The following is a 19,400-nucleotide window of genomic DNA, read 5'->3' on the forward strand; positions in this document are numbered from 1 at the left end:
AGGCTCGCTCCCACGTTTGTGCCGGTATATCCCGATACCACCTGTTTTTGAGAGCTCCAGAGGTAAATACGACTCCGGTCTGTTGACCTCCTTGAACTCAAGACAGGCACTCCCATGTCACTACCCTCTTCGGCTCAACCCTCTTTACCGTCTGTTGTACCCGCGATAAACGCCGTGAAGGCCCAATTCGCCAACCCTCCCGACCTCGAATCAATCGTGCGTACAGTGCTCGGCGAGGCCATTGCACACCAGTATCCCTCACTGAAAATCGACCTGCAGCGCACCCGGCTGGCCACTCCCCGCGCGCAAGGCGGTTGGGCTATGGAGCCATTCATGCCACGGGTTCTGGACTATCTGGGCAGCGGCACTGCGCTGGACTTAAGCCCCGTCAACGCTCAATCCTTCTACCTGTCCGATGCCCCACCCGCATGGCTCAAATCCGGTGAAGATGAACCGGACATGAAAGTCATCGAGACCCTGGTCAAACAACTGAGCTGGCGCTTGCCTCTGAGCTTGCAGAATGCACTGAGCGATTTTTGGGCAGACCGCTCCGACACTGGCATCAGCCGCTGGCAGTGGCTCAGCGATGTAATCAGGGACACCCTGAGCATCGGCGTCCTGCAACAACCCGATCTGGCTGACAAGGCTCGCCAGGCAATTGACCAGGTGATCAATTGCCCGGAGCGCGAAGATCGAATCCGTCAATACGGTGAAAACGCGATCCGCGCCTATTGGCTCAGGGCGACAATCATCAATGCCGGGGTGAGCAAATCCGTACTGAGCCAAAGAATCGTACTGACAGGCACAGACCTGGCACTGATCTGGAAAGCGAACGCCAGCACCTTGTTATTCAAAAATCTGGACCAGGTTGCCAAAGACTGGTCCTCCTGGATCGGTAAAAGATATGTGGCGCAAGAAATTCGCGTCAGATCCTTCGAGATTGACGGCAACGTGTTTGACGCCCATGCCGCCGCCCTGCTGAACCGTCAACTGGAGGAACTGAGCAACCTGAAACTGCCAGCCGGTATCGGTTGGCAGGCGCTGCAAACGGTCTATCGGGACATCACCGATCCCTCGGCGTTTTTTCTCAACGCCCCGCAAGCCAGTCCGCAAACCCTTGAAGCGCTAAAGCAGCTTCTGCCCGCATGGCTGAAAAATGCATCCCTTGCAGAGCAGGCCCTTTACCGCCAATACAGCGTGGCCTGGGCCTGCACAAAAAAACGCAGTAACGGACGCACCTTCCTCAGCGACATCGCCGACATTCGCAGCTACGCCGCCGATGCCCTGCAGCAGCAGATGCAACGTGAACAGCTACGGTTTGAGCAACACCTGGACCTGCATGCCGCCAAACAAACCCTGAATCCCGACGATATTGAACTGACCTTTCATACCGCGGCCGGGTTTGCGGGCACCATCGGCATGGTGGAACGGGTCAAGATGAGCCTGACCGACCTGGCCCTGAAAAACTTGTTCGCACGCCCAAAAGGCTCATTAACCCTGCGACATCGTCTTGGACTTTCGCTGCCCGAATGGCTGACGCCCGATTACATCACTCGGCGTAATGGCCTTATCGAACAAGTCGACATCGGCAAGGTTTACCCCCAACGGCTCGAAGACCTGCTACTGGGCAACACCCCCGATGCCAGGAAGCGCGAGCAACTGTTCGCCCGGCACTTGCGTGTGCAACTGCCATTACAGGCTCTGGAACTGAGCCTCAAACAAGAGAGTGGAGTGACCCCGCTCGGCGCACGCCATGTCGGTGCACTGGTCAAAACCCTGGCCGAGGATCGAGAGGTTGATGGGCAACCGGTGGTCATCAGAAACCTGGCACTGGCGCGCAAACCCGAGGCTGTGGCAGATGTCGTGAGCAATATGTACATCATTGAACCCGACAACATGGATGTCGGCCCGCACCTGCTGTATCGGCCGCTCTACGCGCAATCATTGATCCAATACCCTACTCGCGCCGCGCTGTTGGACGCTATCGCGCAACCTGGCGAGGTGCAAGACAGCGTCCTGATCTGGTTGAGTGACCTCGCCCGACCGATCTACGACAACGGCGGGTTCAAGGAGCCCCATTACGTGCGGTTTGGCCTGGGCAGTGAATTCGCACCCATCGAAGTCCCGCAGCCCGCCCGGCTTGCGACCAGCGCCAGCAATAACGAACTGCTGCAATACCTGCATAACGGTCAGTTGATGCAGCTTTTATATGGCAATACCGCCCGGGCCCTGGTGGACCAGGCGAATGCCGATTCAGTGTCCAACAGTGAAAGCCGCTGGGGCGTGTTACTTGAGGGCGCAGGGCTGATTTTCAACAGCCTGTTGTTGTTACCTGCGTTGCCACGACCACTGATGCTGACAGGTTGGCTGCTGAGCCTGGCGAGTTCGGCCAGCCAGGATATCCCCGAACTCGCCAGTGATGACCCGAGCGCACGCGAACTGGCGGCGGCCGATGTGTTGCTCAACGTCGGCATGCTGCTGTTCCACTTGGCCGCAGGCGCAGTAACCCGTGACACACACCGGGCCAAGGCGCTGAAGGCCAAAGCCTTGCGCCCCTTCGCACCTGCTCGTATCGCCGAGCAGTGGCCCGAGCCGCCACCGCCCAAAATCGTCGAGGGAGCCGTGACCCTGGCGGGCGAATTTCCCAATGCGCAAAGCACGGTGCTCGACTTCAGTTTCAGCAGTGCCCGTAATCGTCTGACCCCCAGCCAGCGTGAGCGACTGGATCGGTTCAAGGTGGCGCTTCGCGGTTCACTGCCCCCCGCAGCATTGAACGGAGCGCACAAAGGTCTATACCGCATTCAACAGTCTTGGCACGTCCTGCTCGATCATGAGCTGTACCCGGTTTATATCGATCAGGGCGGTTCGGCCGTGATCGTGGCCCCCACGGATACCCGCCAACAAGGCCCTGCGTTGAAATCGGATGGCAACGGCAACTGGTCGCTGGACTTGCGCCTGCGACTGCAAGGAGGCATGGCCCCCAGCCGCATAGCCGCTCTTCAACAAAAAAAGGCAGAGCGCATCAAACAACTGGAGGCCGAGTTGCAAGCTTCCTTCAGACAGGAAGACCCGCTGCAAAAAGCCGTCGAGATAACACATGCGGCCCTGCAACGCGCCCAGGGCGATACGCGTTTTACCAATGAACAACTCGCCAGGTTTCGCGAAAAATTCGACGACGCGTTGCAAGCGTCACTCAACTATTACCAGCACATGCTTGATAGCAACCAGGAGCGTATTGAACTGCAGATACCCTTTCACGAAAGGATTGTGATTTCCCTGCTGGAAAGCCTGTTCGACAACCGGGTCAGCGCCTTGGCCAGTTCGAAATACGAGAAAGAAACCATCATCAAGCAATGGCCGCAGTTCACCAGACCGGGGCCCGAGATGGAACAAGCGGCTGACCTGGATCCTCAAGGCTTCAGACTGTTTATCAAGGCTCTGGTTGCACTCAACGAGCGCACCATTGACCGGCTCGAACTGCGAAACAGCTATATCGAGCAGCTCTACAACCTCAGTAACGCAGGCAGCGAAACTGCCTACCGCCTGGCCGCAGATATACCCACAGAGGAACTCACCAGCCTGAGCCTTAAAAGCTTTCAGCTCGACTGCCTGAAACTGGCCAGCTCAAAAATCACCTCCGGCAAGTTGATCGAGAGAACGCTGGACACCACGATTGACCCGCTCAAAGAGTACCTTCGCACCCACGACGAACTTAATAGCCTGGAGTTCGATGCCAGCAAACGGCTTGCGGTGCTGGACAGCCTGGCCGAACAATACGGGCAGGCTCTGGATGCTCTGGAAGGTATCAGTATCGTCAATGCCGACGAACTGGAGATCGACTATTTCAACAAGCTGCGCCAGTTGCTGGAAGAACTTTACCTGAGTGTCGTAAAGCAGCTGGCCGCCGAAATAAAACCCCCGCAGACGCCACGAAAGCGCCCTCGCAAACGCACACCCTCGGCGGCCGGGAAACCGCAGAAAAAAGTAATCAATACCCGTGGCAAGGGCCCATTGATCGGTGACCTGAAACCCGCCGGGAACGAGTGGCCGATTGAGGTGATTGAAATACGCTCCGGCTACGACAACCAATTGCTCTCGACTTACTCGCAGCACGGCGACGAGTGGGTTGAAATCCGCACCGTGCAACCTGAAATACCGCCAGCGACACGCGCATTGAATGTGATCAAGGGCGATGCGCGCAAATTGTTCGACCGGTTTGACGAGCTTCTGCGCAAAGGTCGGCAGTTCAAGGTCCGTTGCAGACACCCCATAGAAGTCGAAGAGTTGCACACTCATGAGGCCACGAAACTCGACAAGCTGGCCACCGAACTGCACTTTGCCCTTCAGTCGCAGCCACTGGCATCACGCCTGCCCAGCGACCAAGTGCTGGTCGACAATATGCGCGACGGTGCCAGGCGCCTGATCAGCCAAGGCCAGGAATTGCGCACCCAGTTGAGTCTGCAGTTGCCGCCGACCGACGGTAACCTGCGCTACCTGCTGGCTCATGAGCGGGTGCAGATCGCGGGGCTGGGCGAGCGGATACAGCTGCAGGGTGAGCACCGGGACTTTATCCAGGAGTACGCCATCAACGACTCTCAGGGTTATCCGCTCTGGTATGCGCACTTTCATTATGAGCAGGCGGATGCTCCCAGGCAGAACTACACCGTCGCCCATTTGAAAACCAAAGCACAACGCAAGCTGAGCTACTACTCGCAACTGGCCAATGCACAAGGCGGGCAAGCCATTGTCAACGTACATCGTGGCCAGATCGGTAAAGCGCTGGCCGAGCGCTGGTTCCTGCCGCTGGATGGATCAGCGCGACAACAGGCGCCCCAACCCGTCCAGTAAACGTTGCAAGGCACCCTGATTGGCCAGCATTACTTTCAGACCCGCGTCGCTCATGCGCTGCGCGTCTTGTGGCAATTCAAACAAACGCTGCACCGCAACGGCCAGGCCTTGCGCGTCATCGACCTCTTCAAGTGCCCCGGCTTCACGCAACTTGGCGGCGATTTCGAGGAAGTTGAACAGATGCGGCCCGCTCAGCACCGGCTTGGCCAACGCTGCCGGTTCCAGCAGGTTGTGCCCGCCGTTGGGCACCAGGCTGCCGCCAACAAAGGCGGTGTCTGCCAGAGCATACAAAAACAGCAACTCGCCCATGGTGTCGCCCATCAGCACTTGCGTATGAGCGGCAACCGCCTCGCCACTGGAACGGCGCACGGTGGCAAAACCTTCGCGCTGGCACAGCTCGAAAACCGAATTGAAACGCTCGGGATGACGCGGTACCAGAATCAGCAGCGCATCAGGGTAATGGCCGAGCAATTGCCGATGAGCCGCCAGCACCACCTCGTCTTCGCCCTCGTGGGTACTGGCAGCAATCCACACCGGACGTTGCTGGGCATGCCATTGCTCACGCAATTCCCGGGCATTGATCAGCAGTTGCGGATCAATGCTCAGGTCGAACTTGATCGAGCCCGTGACTTCAACGCATTCCGGTCGCGCGCCCAACAGCCGAAAGCGCTCGGCTTCAGCTTCGGTCTGCACCGCGATCAGGCTCATTTCCTCAAGCATCGGCCGGGTAAGACCGGCAAAGCGGGCATAGCCTTTGGCCGAGCGTGCGGAAAGTCGTGCATTGGCCAGCGCCACCGGAATGCCACGCTTGGCGCATTGGTGGATATGGTTAGGCCACAACTCGGTCTCCATGATGACGCCAAGTTTGGGCTTGATCCGGTCCAGAAAGCGCGCCGCCGCCCACGGTAAATCGTAAGGCAGGTAGCAATGCTGAACACGCGGCTCATTGGCAAACAGGGCCTTGATCCGCTCGGAGCCGGTCGGCGTCATGCAGGTCACGGTAATCGGCAGCTGTGGATAACGTTTGAGCAGCGCCCGAATCATCGGCGCCGCGGCAATGCTCTCGCCCACCGACACCGCATGTACCCAGATCCCGCCCGGCTGCATGGAGGGCAAATTGATGGCGAAACGCTCACCAATGCGCTTGGCATAGGCTGGCGCCTTGCGCGCCCGCAGCCACAAACGAATCGCCACCAGCGGCAGCCCAAGATGAAACAGCAAGGTGTAGAGAGTTCTATTCATGGGCGCGGAGTTTACTTGAAAAAGTATTCACGATGATGGCACCGAATCACCTCCGTCGTGTCGCAATCAGAACGCACTACACACTTTTACAGACCCTAGAATGTCTTGCTGTTAAATTGCCCCGCACCAACCTCAGGACTCCACCATGAACGCCTACTACTATTTGGCCATCGCCATTTGCGCCGAAGTGATTGCAACCGTCTCCATGAAAGCGATCAAAGGCTTCAGCACACCGCTGCCACTTATTCTGGTCATCGCCGGTTACGCCACAGCGTTCTGGATGCTGACCCTGGTGGTGCGCACCATTCCCGTGGGCGTGGCCTACGCCGTATGGGCGGGCCTGGGGATTGTGATGGTGAGCATCGCGGCATTGTTTATCTACGGGCAAAAGCTCGACATCCCGGCAATGCTCGGCATGGGCCTGATCGTGCTGGGCGTGGTGGTGATCCAGCTGTTCTCGAAAACGGCGGGACACTGAGCCCGACTCGTCCCTTTGCCTGCGGCAGAGATATTTCAAGCGTGGGAGCGAGCCTGGAACAGAGTATCAACACGGTTTTGTGCACTCAGACCCAGCTTCAAGATCTGGCTGTATACTCTCAGCTTTGTCTTTAAACGCTGAGGTCGCCCATGCCATCTGTTATTTCCACCGACGTGCTGATTGTCGGCGCTGGTGTTGCAGGCCTCTGGCTCAATGCCCGCCTGCGCCGCTTGGGGTTTTCCACGGTGGTGGTCGAGCGCGAAAGCCTGGGCGGCGGTCAAAGTTTGAAATCCCAAGGGATCATTCACGGCGGCGCCAAATACGCGCTGCACGGTGCCCTGACCGGTGCTTCCGAAGCCATTGCCGATATGCCACGCCGCTGGCGCGAAGCCCTTGCCGGTAACGGCGAGCTGGATTTGAGCGGCGTACGCCTGCTCTCCGAAGCCCATTACCTGTGGTCGCCCGGCACACTGGCGGGCAATCTCACCAGCTTTTTTGCCAGCAAGGCCGTGCGCGGCCGGGTTGATCAGGTCAAGGGCGACCAATTGCCGCCCGCCCTGCAGAATCCGCGTTTCAAGGGCAAGGTCTATCGCCTGGCGGAGCTGGTAGTCGATGTCCCGAGCCTGATCGAGCGTCTGGCCGAACTGGCCGGCGATGGCCTGCTGGCCGGTCAATCCATCGAGCCTTTGCTTGAAAACAACGAACTGATCGGCCTGCGGGTCGATGGACGCGATATTCATGCCCAGCGCATTGTATTCAGCGCAGGCGCAGGCAATGCCGAACTGTTGGCCTGCGCCGGTATCAGCGTCCCGGCCCAGCAACTGCGCCCGCTGCACATGGTGCTGGTCAAGGGCCCAAGCCTCAAGCCACTGTATGCACACTGCCTGGGCGGTGGTTCCAAACCGCGCGTTACCGTGACCACCCACCCGGCCGCCGATGGCGAGTGGGTGTGGTATCTGGGCGGTGAAATCGCCGAGGCTGATGGCGTTGCCCGCGAACCGGCCGAGCAAATCGCCGTGGCGCAAAAAGAACTGGGCAATTTGCTACCGTGGGTCGACCTGAGCCAGGCACAGTGGGCCACGTTTCGGGTTAACCGGGCCGAGCCCGCGCAGTCGGGCCTGGTGCGTCCGGACAACGCCTTCCTCGCGGATCAAGGCCGTCTGCTGGTGGGTTGGCCGACCAAGCTGGCACTCGCACCTGACTTCGCTGACCGGGTGCTCAAAGCGCTGGAGCAAGACGCTATCCAACCGAGTAATGCCCCGGCCCTGCCGCCGCTGCCGCGCCCGCCTCTGGGCAAAACTGCCTGGGAGCTACTGTTGCCATGAGCCAGCCGACGCTGCACGAACTGCATCGCCCGCTGGGCAGTACCGGCCTGCTGGTTTCGCCACTGGGGCTGGGGACTGTCAAGCTGGGCCGCGACCAAGGGGTTAAATACCCCAGCGGCTTTCAGATCCCGGACGACGACGAAGCGCGGATGTTGCTCAAGCTCAGCCGCGACCTGGGCATCAACCTGATCGACACCGCACCCGCTTACGGGCGCAGTGAAGAACGCCTTGGCCCGCTATTGCGTGGCCAGCGTCAGGACTGGGTGATTGTCAGCAAAGTGGGCGAAGAGTTCGTCGACGGCCAGTCGAGCCACGATTTCAGCGCGGCCCATACACGGCGCTCGGTGGAGCGCAGCCTGCAACGTCTGGAAACGGATTTTATCGATCTGGTGCTGGTTCACTCAGACGGCAATGACCTTGCGATTCTCAACGAGTGCGAGGTCTACGAGACGCTGGCCGAACTGAAACGTGAAGGCAAAATTCGCGGCTTCGGCTTATCGGGCAAAACTGTTGAAGGCGGGCTCAAAGCCCTTGAAACCGGTGACTGCGCGATGGTCACCTACAACCTCAATGAACAGGCCGAGCGGCCTGTCATCGATTACGCCGCTACCCACGGCAAGGCCATTCTGGTTAAAAAGGCCCTGGCCAGCGGGCATGTCTGCTTGAGCCCAGGGGTTGATCCGGTGCGTGCCAGCTTCGAACTGGTGTTTGGCCATCACGGGGTTGCCAGTGCTATTGTCGGCACCATCAATCCGCTGCACTTGGCCCATAACGTGGCGACTGTTGCGCAGGTTCTGCGTAAAACCTGAAGCCGCCAAGGCGGCCGACCCCGACGCAAGGAGGAGCCGACATGCCGCGCATGCTGATCCGCAAGAACCCCAGTGACTTCAAGACCCTGCCGCTGTATGTCGAAGCAACACCCGAGGGCCTGAGCTACCAAAGCGTCGGCATGCCCCTGAACTTTACCCAAACCCTGCAAAAGCGCCGGCCGGTGAAGGTTGCCGACACTGAGCGCTTTTCGCTGGAACTGGCCAACCTTGGGGTATCGGTCCGCCTGACCTTGAACTGGCAAGGCCGCGATTACTGGGTGCTGGTGCGCCAGCGGCGCCAGGATCGGGGGGATGTGGTGCTCAAACTGATTTCGGGCTATGTGCCTGCCCATGAGGTCAATCTGCCCCTGCATACGGCCATCCAGGAGATTGCCGAAGAGTGCTTGCTGGAAACCCCGGAGGGTTGGCTAAGCGGGCGCTTCAACGACACATGGTTACCGGCGCCCTACTCCGCAGCGCTGCATTACCGTGAAGCTCTGCCCTTTCGTCTTACGCCCTTGTCTGGTGCAGCGCGGCCCGTTCGCTGTGGCGCTCAGCCACTGCTGGAGCGACCACGGGCCTACGTACACCTGCCAACTGCATCGTTGCAACTGATTTACGACCTGCGTCTGGAAGTGCCCAAAGAGGCCAAGTCCCTGAGCCTGTTTCATGTCGACGAACGGCTGGAGGGCGATCAACTGGTCGCTCGCCTTGATCGCCAGCGCCCGGATCTGTACTTGATCCCGCTGACCGAGGGCCAGCCCTGCGCCGAGTTATACACCCTGAGCAAAGATCGGTTACAGCCAGCCAGTACTCGGGGCGTGCGCTTGGCCGAGAGCTTTGCACCGCAGGACGGCTGGGTGGTGCACGACGAGCGGATTCGCTGGAAGGATTGGGTCAAGCAACAGGGTCTGAACCCGCCGACACCGGAGTCCAGGCTCAAGCGCCTGACCGGCAAGGCGCGGCAGATTTTCAGGAAAGTGGTGAAGAGCTAAAGCCTCTCACCCTCTCCCTCCGGGAGAGGATGAGGGTGAGAGCTGCATTCACTGACCGCGGATTTTCTCGACAATCGCCGTGGTCGAGCTGTTTTCAACCAGCCCCAGCACTTTCACCGTGCCGCCATAGGCCGCCACGATATCGGCGCCGACTACCTGGTCGATCCCGTAATCACCGCCCTTGACCAACACATCAGGCTTGACCTGGGCCAGCAGGTTTTCCGGAGTAGCCTCGGGGAAGCTGATAACCCAGTCCACCGCGCCCAAACCTGCCAGTACCGCCATGCGCCGGTCAACACTGTTGATCGGGCGCCCAGGGCCTTTCAGACGGCTCACTGAAGCATCATCGTTGACCGCAACGATCAGACGATCGCCCTGGGCCCGCGCTTGCTCCAGATAGGTCACATGCCCGGCATGCAAGATGTCGAAGCAACCATTGGTGAAGACGATTTTCTCGTTGTGCGCCCGCGCATCCTCGATAGCCAGCAACAGCTGGTCGAGGCTCAGAACACCGCGCTCCGAACCTTCCGAGCGTTGAATCGCCCGGCGCAGTTCCGGCGCGCTGATGGCCGCCGTACCCAGCTTGCCAACCACAATACCGGCCGCCAGATTGGCCAGCGCCACGGCGTGCGGCAGTTCTTCACCGGCTGCGATGGCCGCGGCCAAGGTCGAAATAACGGTATCGCCAGCCCCGGTAACGTCAAACACTTCACGGGCCCGGGCCGGCAAGTGCATGGCCGCAAAGCCCGGACGCAACAGGGTCATGCCATGCTCGCCACGGGTAACCAGCAAGGCTCCAAGGTCCAGGTCGGACATCAGCTTGGCACCTTTGGCTACCAGATCGGCCTCGTCCGTGCAGCCACCGACAATGGCTTCGAACTCACTGAGATTTGGCGTGATCAGGCTTGCGCCACGGTAGATCGAAAAATCCTTGCCCTTGGGATCGGCCAGCACCGGAATGCCTTTGGCACGTGCGGCCTGGATCAGCACCTGATGGTTTTTCAGGGCGCCTTTGCCGTAGTCGGACAACACCAGCACCTTGACGCCTTCAAGCAGGTTTTCAACTTCAGCACCCAACGCCAGAGCGTCGGTGGCGAACGGTTCTTCGAAGTCGATACGCAGCAGTTGCTGGTGACGGCTCATGACCCGCAGTTTGACGATGGTCGGCTGGTGCGCAATGCGCTGGAACAGTGCATGAACGCCCGCGCCCTTGAGGCTGTTAGCCAGGCTGTCGGCAGCTTCGTCGTCACCGGTCACACCCACCAAAGAAGCAGGCGCACCGAGAGCAGCAATGTTAAGCGCAACGTTGGCAGCGCCGCCTGGACGGTCTTCGATTTGCTCGACCTTGACCACCGGCACCGGCGCCTCAGGGGAAATCCGTGAGGTCCCGCCATGCCAATAACGGTCGAGCATGACATCGCCTACCACCAAGACAGGGGCTTGATCGAATCGCGGCATGGACAACTTCATGGAGAACCCACATACAAAATGAACAGGGGCGCGATATTAACACAGGGTGAACGCTGGTCAGTTCACGGTATTAATCGCAGCGAATGAGAATCAGGCAAAGCGAAAGTTATCTGTAGCCGCTGCCAAAGACTGCGACGGGCCGCAGGCTCCAGGTCAGGATCGCTGCGCAATCCATCGCAGCCTGCGCCAGCGACTGCAAATGGATTGCGGCGACGGCACCTGCTAGGCGATATCGCCAGAGGTTTGCGGGGCATCAAGGCCCATCGAGTGCAGGCGCGCGTAGTAACCGTTGTGCGCCATCAGCTCGGCATGGGTGCCGCGCTCGACAATCTGGCCCTGATCCATCACCAGGATCAGATCGGCTTTCTCGATGGTGGTCAGACGGTGCGCGATCACCAGTGTGGTGCGACCTTTCATGACGTGGTCGAGTGCCGCCTGGATGTGACGCTCAGACTCGGTATCCAGCGCCGAGGTCGCTTCATCGAGAATCAGCAACGGTGCGTTCTTGAGCAATGCACGAGCAATGGCCAGACGCTGGCGCTGACCGCCGGAAAGCAGTACGCCGTTCTCGCCGACCTGAGTGTCCAGGCCTTGTGGCAATTGCTCGATAAAGTCCATCGCGTAGGCATCACGCGCGGCTTTCTCGATGTCGGCACGCGGGGCGCCCGCCAGGTCGCCGTAGGCAATGTTGTTGGCCACGGTGTCGCTGAACAGGGTCACATGCTGCGTCACCTGGGCGATATGACGACGCAGGTTGAGCAGGCGGTAGTCCTCGATATCCACACCATCCAGCAGGATTTCGCCCGAAGTGTGGTGATAGAAGCGCGGAATCAGGTTCGCCAGTGTCGACTTGCCGCTACCGGAACGCCCCACCAGTGCCACCATTTGCCCTGGCTCGGCCGTGAACGTCACGTCCTTGAGCACCTGGCGCTCGGTGTCCGGGTAGGTGAAGTTGAGGTTACGCACTTCGAGACGACCACTGACCTGGTCACGCTCAATAGTCCCGGTGTCGATTTCCGGCTTCTCGTCCAGTTGCTCGAAGATGCTTTCAGCGCCCGCCACACCCTTCTGGATTGTCGAGCTGACTTCGGACAACTGACGAATCGGCTTGGGCAGCAAACCGGCCAGGGTGATGTAGGCAATCATGTCGCCCGGCGAAGCATCGCCGCGCAGGTAGAGCACCAGGAACATCAGCACGCCCATCGCGACGTAGATGACCAACTGCAACATCGGCGTATAAATCGCACCAGTGCGGGTCATGCGCAGTTGCTTGTCGGTGTTGCTCTGGCTGGCCTGCAGGAAGCGTTTACGCTCGTAAGCCTCACCGCCAAAGCTGCGAACAACGCGATAGCCCTGGATGGTTTCCGAGGCCACGTGCGTCACGTCGCCCATCGCCACCTGGATTTTCTTGCTTTGCTTGCGGAATTTTTTACTGGCAGTACTCACCATAACCGCGATCAGCGGTAGGATCGCGACCATTACCAGCGTCAGGCGCCAGTTCATCCACAGCAACGAACCAAACAGGAACACCACCGTCATGCCTTCACGAATAACGACCTTGATCGCATCGGTGGCAGCGCCGGTGACCATGGTCACGTTAAAGGTGATACGGGAGATCAGATGGCCCGAGTTGTGCTTGTCAAAATAGCGGTTGGGCAGTACCAGCAGGTTGTTGAACAACTGCACCCGCAAGTCATGCACCAGACCCAGGGAGACCTTGGCCAGGAAGTAGTTGCCCAGGAAAGAACCCAGGCCCTGCCAGGCGGCGATCAATACAATCAGTATCGGCACGACCTGTAACAGGCGCAGGTCACGCAAATATGGGACAGTGGGAAACAGCACTGCGTCCGGGTTGGAGAGGCCATCGACAAAATACTTGAGGATGTAACCAAGCATTGGCTGGGTCGAAGCGAAAATAAGAAACCCGACGATACTCAGCAGGAAAAGGCCGACATAAGGCCGGACATAGCTGAGCAGGCGCAGATATATCTTCAAGCTCGATTCGCTTGTGCTGGGGCTGGATTCGGTCATATCACGCGGCGGTTAGTCAAAAAGGAAGCTGACTTTATCACAGCTTCTCTGGTGTACTGCCTAACGCTTGAAGCCCGCCTTCGTGGGGCAGTAAAAACGACACCACAGGGCCAGTACGCTAGTATGGCCGTCCAAAACCTGGAATGAACCTTTCAGCATGCAATTCAGTTACTTAAATTATTCAAAGCAGCGGGTGTTTGATTTCATTTGCCTATGGCTGCTCCCCGTTGGCCTTTTATTACTCTTATCCGACCTTTATTTCCTGCCTGGGCGAAGTATTCATCACAAGCTGTATTACGCCCTGTTCAGCATTCCGACCCTGATCGCGATCATCTTGCGGCCTAAAGAGCTGAAGGACATGTTGCGTGAACCGCTCATCCTGGGCTTTATGTTGTTTGCCGCGTGGGCGATGGTCACCTTGATCTGGACCAACGGCGAAGAAGACGTCATGGGCTCGCTCAAACCGGCCCTGCACTTGCTGATGCTGTTTTGGGGCTGCACGCTGCTGACCAAATATCGCAGTGAAAGCCTGCAGCCGGTGTTCTTTGCTGCTGCAATCATTGCCCTGATCGCTACCCTTTATAACCTGTACATGTTCATCAGCCATTACGCCCCGGAAGACCGGATGATCGGCGCTGGTGCATTCGACAACCCACTGCTCAGCTCCCACGCGTTTGGCTTCTTTTGCATTTATTGGCTCACGCTGAGCATGACCTGCAAACGCCCGTACACCCTGCTTATCGCAGTACCTGCCTTTACCATCATGTTCGCTGCGCTACTGGCAACCGGCTCCAGAACCCCGCTAGTGGCCGTGGTCATGGCCATGATCTGGCTGAGCCTGGTCTGCTGGAACCGACGCTCACTCGCACTGATGAGCATGCTGGTCGCAGGCGGCATCCTGGTGATGGCACTGTTCTCCGAAATGATCATGAGCCGTGGCAGCTCGTTCCGCTTTGAGCTGTGGCAGTTGGTGCTGGAGCGAATCAAGCTGATGCCCTGGATCGGCCATGGTTACGAATCGACCCTGAGCCTGGACCCTGGGGCGGGCTTCTTGCTGAGCGAGCCTCACAACTTCGCCCTGGGCGTGTTGTATTACACCGGCATTCTTGGCTTCACGCCTTGGCTGTTCATGCAGGTCTGGGCCTTGTACAGCAGCTGGCGCCATCGCGTGCAGCCGTTGTTCATCCTGGCTTCGGCATTGCTGGTGTACGGCATTGGCGCCGGGCTGACCGAAGGCGGCGGCATACTGCCGAGGCCCAAGGAACACTGGTATCTGCTGTGGATCCCTCTGGCCTTGATCGCTGCACTAAGCATCAACCAGCGCCTCAGGATTCTGCGCGACCGACCTGTACGCAGCCTCTCTGCAGCGGCGTTCAACACGCTTCAGGCGCATGCTCAGATCATTGAAGAAGACGGCCTGGGGCCAAAAGTCCTGCGTCTGGAAAACGGCAACTTTCTCAAGCTGTTCCGCCAGCGCCGCTGCTATACCTCCGGCAGCTTCAACCCGTACTCAGAACGTTTTGCCATCAACAGCGAACGCTTGCAGGGCATGGGTATCCCCGCGCCGAAGATCCTCGACCTGTATCAATTGCGCGATGGCAGCACGGCTGTTCTGTACCAGCCGCTGCCGGGCCAGACCCTGCGTCAGGTAATGCAATCGATGGGGTCGCCGGCCGTTCGCCATGCACTGGTGGAGCGCTTCGGCAAGTTCCTCGCGGTGTTGCACGACAAGGGCGTTTACTTCCGCTCCCTGCACCTGGGCAATGTGTTGCTGATGGACGACGGCGAGTTTGCCCTGATCGACATAGCCGACCTGCACCTCTACCCGTCACCGCTGAGGATCGCATTGCGCCAGCGCAACTTGCGCCACATGCAGCGTTACCCGGAAGACCGTCGCTGGCTGTTCGATGAGCAGTTGCAAGCGCTGCTCGACGGTTACGCCAGCCTCGCGGACCCTGTCGCCGTTAACAGCCTGAGCCAGCAGATCAAGCAATTGAGTACTGCGCAAGCTGCGGTCTGACACATTACAGGGAGCACCTGCAGGTGCTCCCTGCCCCGACCGCGATCAGGCCTGACGCTTGGCGGCGTAAGCCAAAAAACCTTCAATATTGTCGCTGCACAGTTGGCCGACCGCTTGCTCGATATCGGCTTGCGGCCATTCCCACCAGGCTGCCTGCAACAAGGCCTCGCGCTGCTCCTGCGGGAACCTCCAGCGCAGAAACCTTGCCGGGTTACCACCCACCACCGCATACGGCTCGACATCACGCGTGACCAGCGCACCGGCCGCCACAACTGCGCCGTGGCCGATGGTGACGCCCGACAGCACGGTGCTGTTGGAGCACAGCCACACATCACTGCCCACCACCACATCGCCACGGGTGCCGTTGTAATCGGTAATGTGCTGCGCCGCCTTGAGCATGGCCGGGAAGGGATAGGTCGTAACCCAGTCGGCCCGATGGTGCCCGCCCAAAAAGATATTCACCCCTTCGGCAATCGAGCAAAACGCCCCGATGCGCAGGGTTGAGCCTTCTTTCCAGTCGTGTACCAAGGGCAGGCCATAGCTGCCCCGGCCGATCTCGTAGTCGGGATAGCACTGTTTGAAACGGGCCACTCCCCGCTCGATTTTCGGTAATTTGCGGATCGCACGCTTGGCGCGCTTCTCCCGAAAACGTTCAATCCAGCCCACAGCGCGCCCCTCGTCTTAGTCTTTTTCCAACGGCGAAAAATACAACCGCCCAAGGCCACGCCAGGTTTTACCCGTCCAGTGCTTGAACGGGATCTGCGCCAACAGCTCACGGGCCAGAGCGCGATTGCGGTTGGAGGTTTTCAGGAACATGGAGTTGAGGAACTTGTAGCGCACCTCGTCATAGAGCGGGTGATCGCTGAACTGAGCATAGATGCGCAAGATGCTGTCGATCATGAAGCGATGATTCTTGTACGAATTGGTGGCGTGCTTGCGATAGCGTGCCATCACCACGTTCAGGCCGTCGATAAAGTACCCGGCATGGGTAATTTTCAGCTCGATATACAAGTCTTCAAGGCGAATACTCGGGTCAAACCCCCCCACCTTGTCCAGCGCTTCGCGGCGGATCATCAGGGTAGGTGCGGGCGGATAAGGCTTGCGCTCCAGGAACATGTCATCGAAATCCAGACGCCGGAACGGCACATCACGGCGCTGACGCTTTTCCGGAAACAGATTGCCATCAGCATCGATCAACTCGATATTGCCCGCGCAAATGCCCACTTCAGGTTTGCCATCCATGTAGGCAACCTGAACCGCTATGCGGTCCGGCATCATGATGTCATCGGAGCCGAACGGTACGATCAGACTGCCCTTGGCCCGGGCGATAGCGCCGTTAAGCGTATTGGTCAGCCCCTGATTCTGCTGCACCCGAAAATCAAAACCATGCGCGGCCTGCAAACGTTGAATACGCTCCACGCTGTCATCAGGCGAGCCGTCATCAATCACCAACAACTCGATATTGGGATAGGTCTGATCCAGAACACTCTGAATGCTCTGCTCGATATACGGGCCATGGTTGTAGGAGGCGATAATTACCGTCACCAAAGGTTGCGAGTCGGTCATGAATGCTCCTTGCGTGCCTGACTCAAGCCCGAGTCGATCAAATCCAGATACTCCTGACGGAACACCTCAATATCGTGGTGTTCCTGCAAGTAGCGATATGCCTGCTCGCCCTTGGCCTGCAATGCTTCATCCGACAAGGCCAGGTACTCATCCAGCGCGGCCGTCAGCGTTGCCACATCGCTGGGCTTGACGGCCAGACCACCGGCCCCCTCGATCAGTGGCAGCATGGCTGGCACATCGCTGGCAATCACCGGCAAGTGCCCGCTCATGCCTTCGAGCAGTGCCAACCCCAGACCTTCAGCCAGCGAAGGCATGGTCCAGATGTCGAAAGCACGAACGTACTGCAGGGCGTTCTCCTGAAAGCCCAGCAGATGCGCACGGCCATTGAGACCCAACTGCCCGATCTGCTCGCGCAAGCGCGTCTCTTCACGCCCAGCACCAATAATTGCCAGTTGTGCCTTGGGGTATTTGTCTTTCAGCGCAGCGAAGGCTTGCAGCAAAAAGCGATGACCCTTGATCGGCACCAGTCGACCCAGTGCGCCAATCATCCGCGCATCCTGATCCAGACCAAGCTTTTCACGCGCCTGCTGGCGTGGCAGCTGCAAGGCTTCGGCTTGCTCGATATCGATGGCATTGGTGATGGCGAAAGTATTTTGCTCAGTGAAACCGCACTTGCAGTCCAGCAGGTACTGTTTGACCGCAGGTGATACCCCGACAAAGCGCCAGGCCTTGTCGATCAGGCGTTTGGCCTGACTGCGCCGATAAAAGCGGTCATATTCGCCAAATCCATGGGAGATACCCACGCACAGCGGGATTTTCAGCCAACGATTAAGCTGCAACATCATGTTTACCGGTTTGAAGCGGTTGCAAATCACCACATCAAACTGCTCTTTGCGGCAGAACTTGTACAACGCCCACATGGCGCGCAGACGCATGCCCTTGAGCGACTTGTCGCTAAACTCGAAATACACCGAATGATCGGCCTTGCTCACCGGTTCGCCGGGGCCTGGACGACCACGCAAGAATGCCGCCGTCACTTCGTAACGTTCACTGGGCAGCGCCCGCACGATCTGCTCGGCAAGGTCGGCAAAGTCATGGGATTTGACGTTGTAATCGGGCTGTAATTGCAAAACCTTGGAACGCTTCATAACTCTCCCCGATGAAGTCCGTTTGCAGCATGTTCTTTCAATACCCAAAACAGTTCATGACGCCGAACCGCTTTGCGAAAAAATTCATTTTCGCCATAAGGCGATGGTTTTCTGCCTGCCAAGAGCTGTTGTATCGAACGGCGCACTCGACGCTTGAGCACAGCTCGGGGCTGCAAGTCATGCATCATGCCCAACGCCATCGCTTTGTCGCGCTGCTGCTCAAGGTTGAGCGCCAGGCTGCAAGGGCGCAGGCTGAGCGAGGCATCGAACACCGGCGGCAACGCAATGCCATCGCCGCTATTGCCCATTGGCCAACGGTCGTTGTCATGCAGATGGTTGGCGTAACCGAGTACGGTGGTCGGTTGCCACTCCAGGCCTTCGAGGGCTTCGATCACTGCCGCGTGCGCGCAGATATGATCCGGGTGCGGGTCGATTGACGGGTGCGGGAGCACGATCACTTCAGGGCGGGCGCGCAGAATCAACGCCCGCAGATCAGCCAGCAAGTTAAGCCAGGTCGGCGCGCCGTCCAGATCACCGGGCAGCGGGAACGGGTTGAGCTGGCGAAACAGGCGAATGTCGTTCAAGTCAGCCTCTCGCGAAGCCATCGGCTGGTCGGGCGCGGCCTGCATGGCAGGCAACTGCAGGCAGAAGTACCCCAACTGCGCGCAATGGTCTTGCTGCACACCGGCCCAGCGCGGCACAACCATGCTGTCCCAAGCACGCAAACGACCCTTGAGACGAGCCGCCTGGGCGCGCTCGAGGCCCATCTGTTGATAATGCTCGGCTTCGATTTCGCCTGCGGTCAGGGTCACAATCCAGGCTTCCCTGGCTTGGCTGTACAGCCCAAAAGCGGCCAGTTCAGCATCGTCGGCGTGGGGCGCAATCACCATCACACGCTGATTGCGGTAGTCGGGCTGGCTGAACACCCACAACTGCGGCGGGCCCATAACGCGACAAAAACGCCCGCGAATATGCAGTTTGCCGTCGACCAGGGCTGCCCCAAAACCGCTCAAGTTCAGGTAGCGCAGGCCATTGAGCCCACGCTCGAAGGTCTGCCGGTCAGCCGACTCACCGTCCGACAGCTGCACGTACGGATCGAGAAAACGCCCCAACCAGCCACTTTTAACCTTGATCGCCAGGATCAGGGTTTCGTCGCCAGCCAGGCTCAGCGGCTGATCCACAATCAGTTTTTCGCCCACAAGACGTACGGGCGGGCGCTGGCTGTCTGCCGCAAAGTTGTACTGGTAATCGTCTTTGGGCGAATAGAACAGATGGTCGGCAAACCAGGCTTCATGGGCCACCCAGCCCAGCACCGCCAGTACCGGCGGCAGCCACCAGGCCAGCAGCACACCGCTGGCAATCAGCACCAGCAGGCCGATCAGCAGGCTGATGCGCTTGTTGCGCCGATGACGCTTGAGGAGCTGTTGTTTGCGCGAGGCGGGTTGGCTCATAGTTCGGCTCTTGTGAT

General features: G+C 59.0%; 13 protein-coding genes. 6 read left to right on the forward strand and 7 right to left on the reverse strand.

Annotated elements, in window-relative coordinates; all coding sequences use genetic code 11:
- Window positions 1-174: 174 nt before the first annotated feature.
- The gene (locus U5A05_RS22305; RefSeq protein WP_321834891.1) at window positions 175-4,848 is read left to right on the forward strand and encodes a dermonecrotic toxin domain-containing protein; all 4,674 of its coding nucleotides are present in this window, start codon (window positions 175-177) and stop codon (window positions 4,846-4,848) included.
- Here U5A05_RS22305 and waaA read toward each other — a convergent pair.
- Entirely contained in the window at window positions 4,813-6,090 is a 1,278-nt protein-coding gene (waaA, locus tag U5A05_RS22310) for a lipid IV(A) 3-deoxy-D-manno-octulosonic acid transferase (protein ID WP_321834893.1), read from the reverse strand. The two genes, U5A05_RS22305 and waaA, sit on opposite strands and share 36 nt — an antisense overlap.
- Before the next feature lie 145 nt (window positions 6,091-6,235).
- On the opposite strand from waaA, the gene U5A05_RS22315 reads away from it, so the two are divergent.
- From U5A05_RS22315 to U5A05_RS22330, 4 genes are all read left to right on the forward strand, one after another.
- The gene (locus U5A05_RS22315; protein WP_261740000.1) at window positions 6,236-6,568 is read left to right on the forward strand and encodes a DMT family transporter; all 333 of its coding nucleotides are present in this window, start codon (window positions 6,236-6,238) and stop codon (window positions 6,566-6,568) included.
- A 149-nt stretch (window positions 6,569-6,717) separates the two neighbouring features.
- Window positions 6,718-7,893 (forward strand): NAD(P)/FAD-dependent oxidoreductase, encoded by a 1,176-nt coding sequence (locus tag U5A05_RS22320; protein WP_261740001.1) that lies wholly within the window; start codon window positions 6,718-6,720, stop codon window positions 7,891-7,893.
- Window positions 7,890-8,702, forward strand: coding sequence for an aldo/keto reductase (locus tag U5A05_RS22325; protein WP_261740002.1), 813 nt, complete (start codon window positions 7,890-7,892; stop codon window positions 8,700-8,702). The genes U5A05_RS22320 and U5A05_RS22325 overlap by 4 nt, the downstream gene beginning before the upstream one ends.
- Window positions 8,703-8,743: 41 nt before the next feature.
- Complete coding sequence (locus tag U5A05_RS22330) at window positions 8,744-9,697, forward strand: metal ABC transporter ATPase (RefSeq protein WP_261740003.1); 954 nt, start codon at window positions 8,744-8,746, stop codon at window positions 9,695-9,697.
- A 48-nt stretch (window positions 9,698-9,745) separates the two neighbouring features.
- Here U5A05_RS22330 and hldE read toward each other — a convergent pair whose 3' ends face one another.
- On the reverse strand, window positions 9,746-11,167 hold the full coding sequence (gene hldE / locus U5A05_RS22335) for a bifunctional D-glycero-beta-D-manno-heptose-7-phosphate kinase/D-glycero-beta-D-manno-heptose 1-phosphate adenylyltransferase HldE (RefSeq protein ID WP_261740004.1): 1,422 nt from the start codon (window positions 11,165-11,167) through the stop codon (window positions 9,746-9,748).
- 222 nt (window positions 11,168-11,389) lie between these two features.
- Window positions 11,390-13,198: a lipid A export permease/ATP-binding protein MsbA gene (msbA, locus tag U5A05_RS22340; protein WP_261740005.1), complete on the reverse strand. Its 1,809-nt coding sequence runs from the start codon at window positions 13,196-13,198 to the stop codon at window positions 11,390-11,392.
- Between the two features lie 157 nt (window positions 13,199-13,355).
- Between msbA and U5A05_RS22345 the strand changes: the two genes are divergently transcribed.
- Window positions 13,356-15,218, forward strand: coding sequence for an O-antigen ligase family protein (locus U5A05_RS22345; protein ID WP_321834896.1), 1,863 nt, complete (start codon window positions 13,356-13,358; stop codon window positions 15,216-15,218).
- 45 nt (window positions 15,219-15,263) lie between these two features.
- On the opposite strand, the gene U5A05_RS22350 is transcribed toward U5A05_RS22345, so the two are convergent.
- From U5A05_RS22350 to U5A05_RS22365, 4 genes are read right to left on the reverse strand one after another with little or no spacing between them, the layout of a single operon-like run.
- A complete protein-coding gene (locus U5A05_RS22350) occupies window positions 15,264-15,884 on the reverse strand; it encodes a CatB-related O-acetyltransferase (RefSeq protein WP_321834897.1) in 621 nt (206 codons plus the stop codon).
- Between the two features lie 15 nt (window positions 15,885-15,899).
- A complete protein-coding gene (locus tag U5A05_RS22355; RefSeq protein WP_261740008.1) occupies window positions 15,900-16,784 on the reverse strand; it encodes a glycosyltransferase in 885 nt (294 codons plus the stop codon).
- The gene (locus tag U5A05_RS22360) at window positions 16,781-17,932 is read right to left on the reverse strand and encodes a glycosyltransferase (RefSeq protein WP_261740009.1); all 1,152 of its coding nucleotides are present in this window, start codon (window positions 17,930-17,932) and stop codon (window positions 16,781-16,783) included. The genes U5A05_RS22355 and U5A05_RS22360 overlap by 4 nt, the downstream gene beginning before the upstream one ends.
- On the reverse strand, window positions 17,929-19,383 hold the full coding sequence (locus U5A05_RS22365) for a PIG-L deacetylase family protein (protein WP_321834898.1): 1,455 nt from the start codon (window positions 19,381-19,383) through the stop codon (window positions 17,929-17,931). The genes U5A05_RS22360 and U5A05_RS22365 overlap by 4 nt, the downstream gene beginning before the upstream one ends.
- Window positions 19,384-19,400: the final 17 nt, after the last annotated feature.

It is taken from the genome of Pseudomonas kulmbachensis, assembly GCF_963681935.1.
Classification (GTDB): Bacteria; Pseudomonadota; Gammaproteobacteria; order Pseudomonadales; family Pseudomonadaceae; genus Aquipseudomonas; species Aquipseudomonas kulmbachensis.

Coding starts and splice junctions, on each gene's coding strand:
- U5A05_RS22315 (WP_261740000.1), top strand. CDS start 6,236: ATGAACGCCTACTACTATTTGGCCATCGCCATTTGCGCCGAAGTGATT.
- hldE (WP_261740004.1), bottom strand. CDS start 11,167: ATGAAGTTGTCCATGCCGCGATTCGATCAAGCCCCTGTCTTGGTGGTA.
- U5A05_RS22345 (WP_321834896.1), top strand. CDS start 13,356: ATGCAATTCAGTTACTTAAATTATTCAAAGCAGCGGGTGTTTGATTTC.
- U5A05_RS22355 (WP_261740008.1), bottom strand. CDS start 16,784: ATGACCGACTCGCAACCTTTGGTGACGGTAATTATCGCCTCCTACAAC.
- msbA (WP_261740005.1), bottom strand. CDS start 13,198: ATGACCGAATCCAGCCCCAGCACAAGCGAATCGAGCTTGAAGATATAT.
- U5A05_RS22360 (WP_261740009.1), bottom strand. CDS start 17,932: ATGAAGCGTTCCAAGGTTTTGCAATTACAGCCCGATTACAACGTCAAA.
- U5A05_RS22325 (WP_261740002.1), top strand. CDS start 7,890: ATGAGCCAGCCGACGCTGCACGAACTGCATCGCCCGCTGGGCAGTACC.
- waaA (WP_321834893.1), bottom strand. CDS start 6,090: ATGAATAGAACTCTCTACACCTTGCTGTTTCATCTTGGGCTGCCGCTG.
- U5A05_RS22320 (WP_261740001.1), top strand. CDS start 6,718: ATGCCATCTGTTATTTCCACCGACGTGCTGATTGTCGGCGCTGGTGTT.
- U5A05_RS22330 (WP_261740003.1), top strand. CDS start 8,744: ATGCCGCGCATGCTGATCCGCAAGAACCCCAGTGACTTCAAGACCCTG.
- U5A05_RS22365 (WP_321834898.1), bottom strand. CDS start 19,383: ATGAGCCAACCCGCCTCGCGCAAACAACAGCTCCTCAAGCGTCATCGG.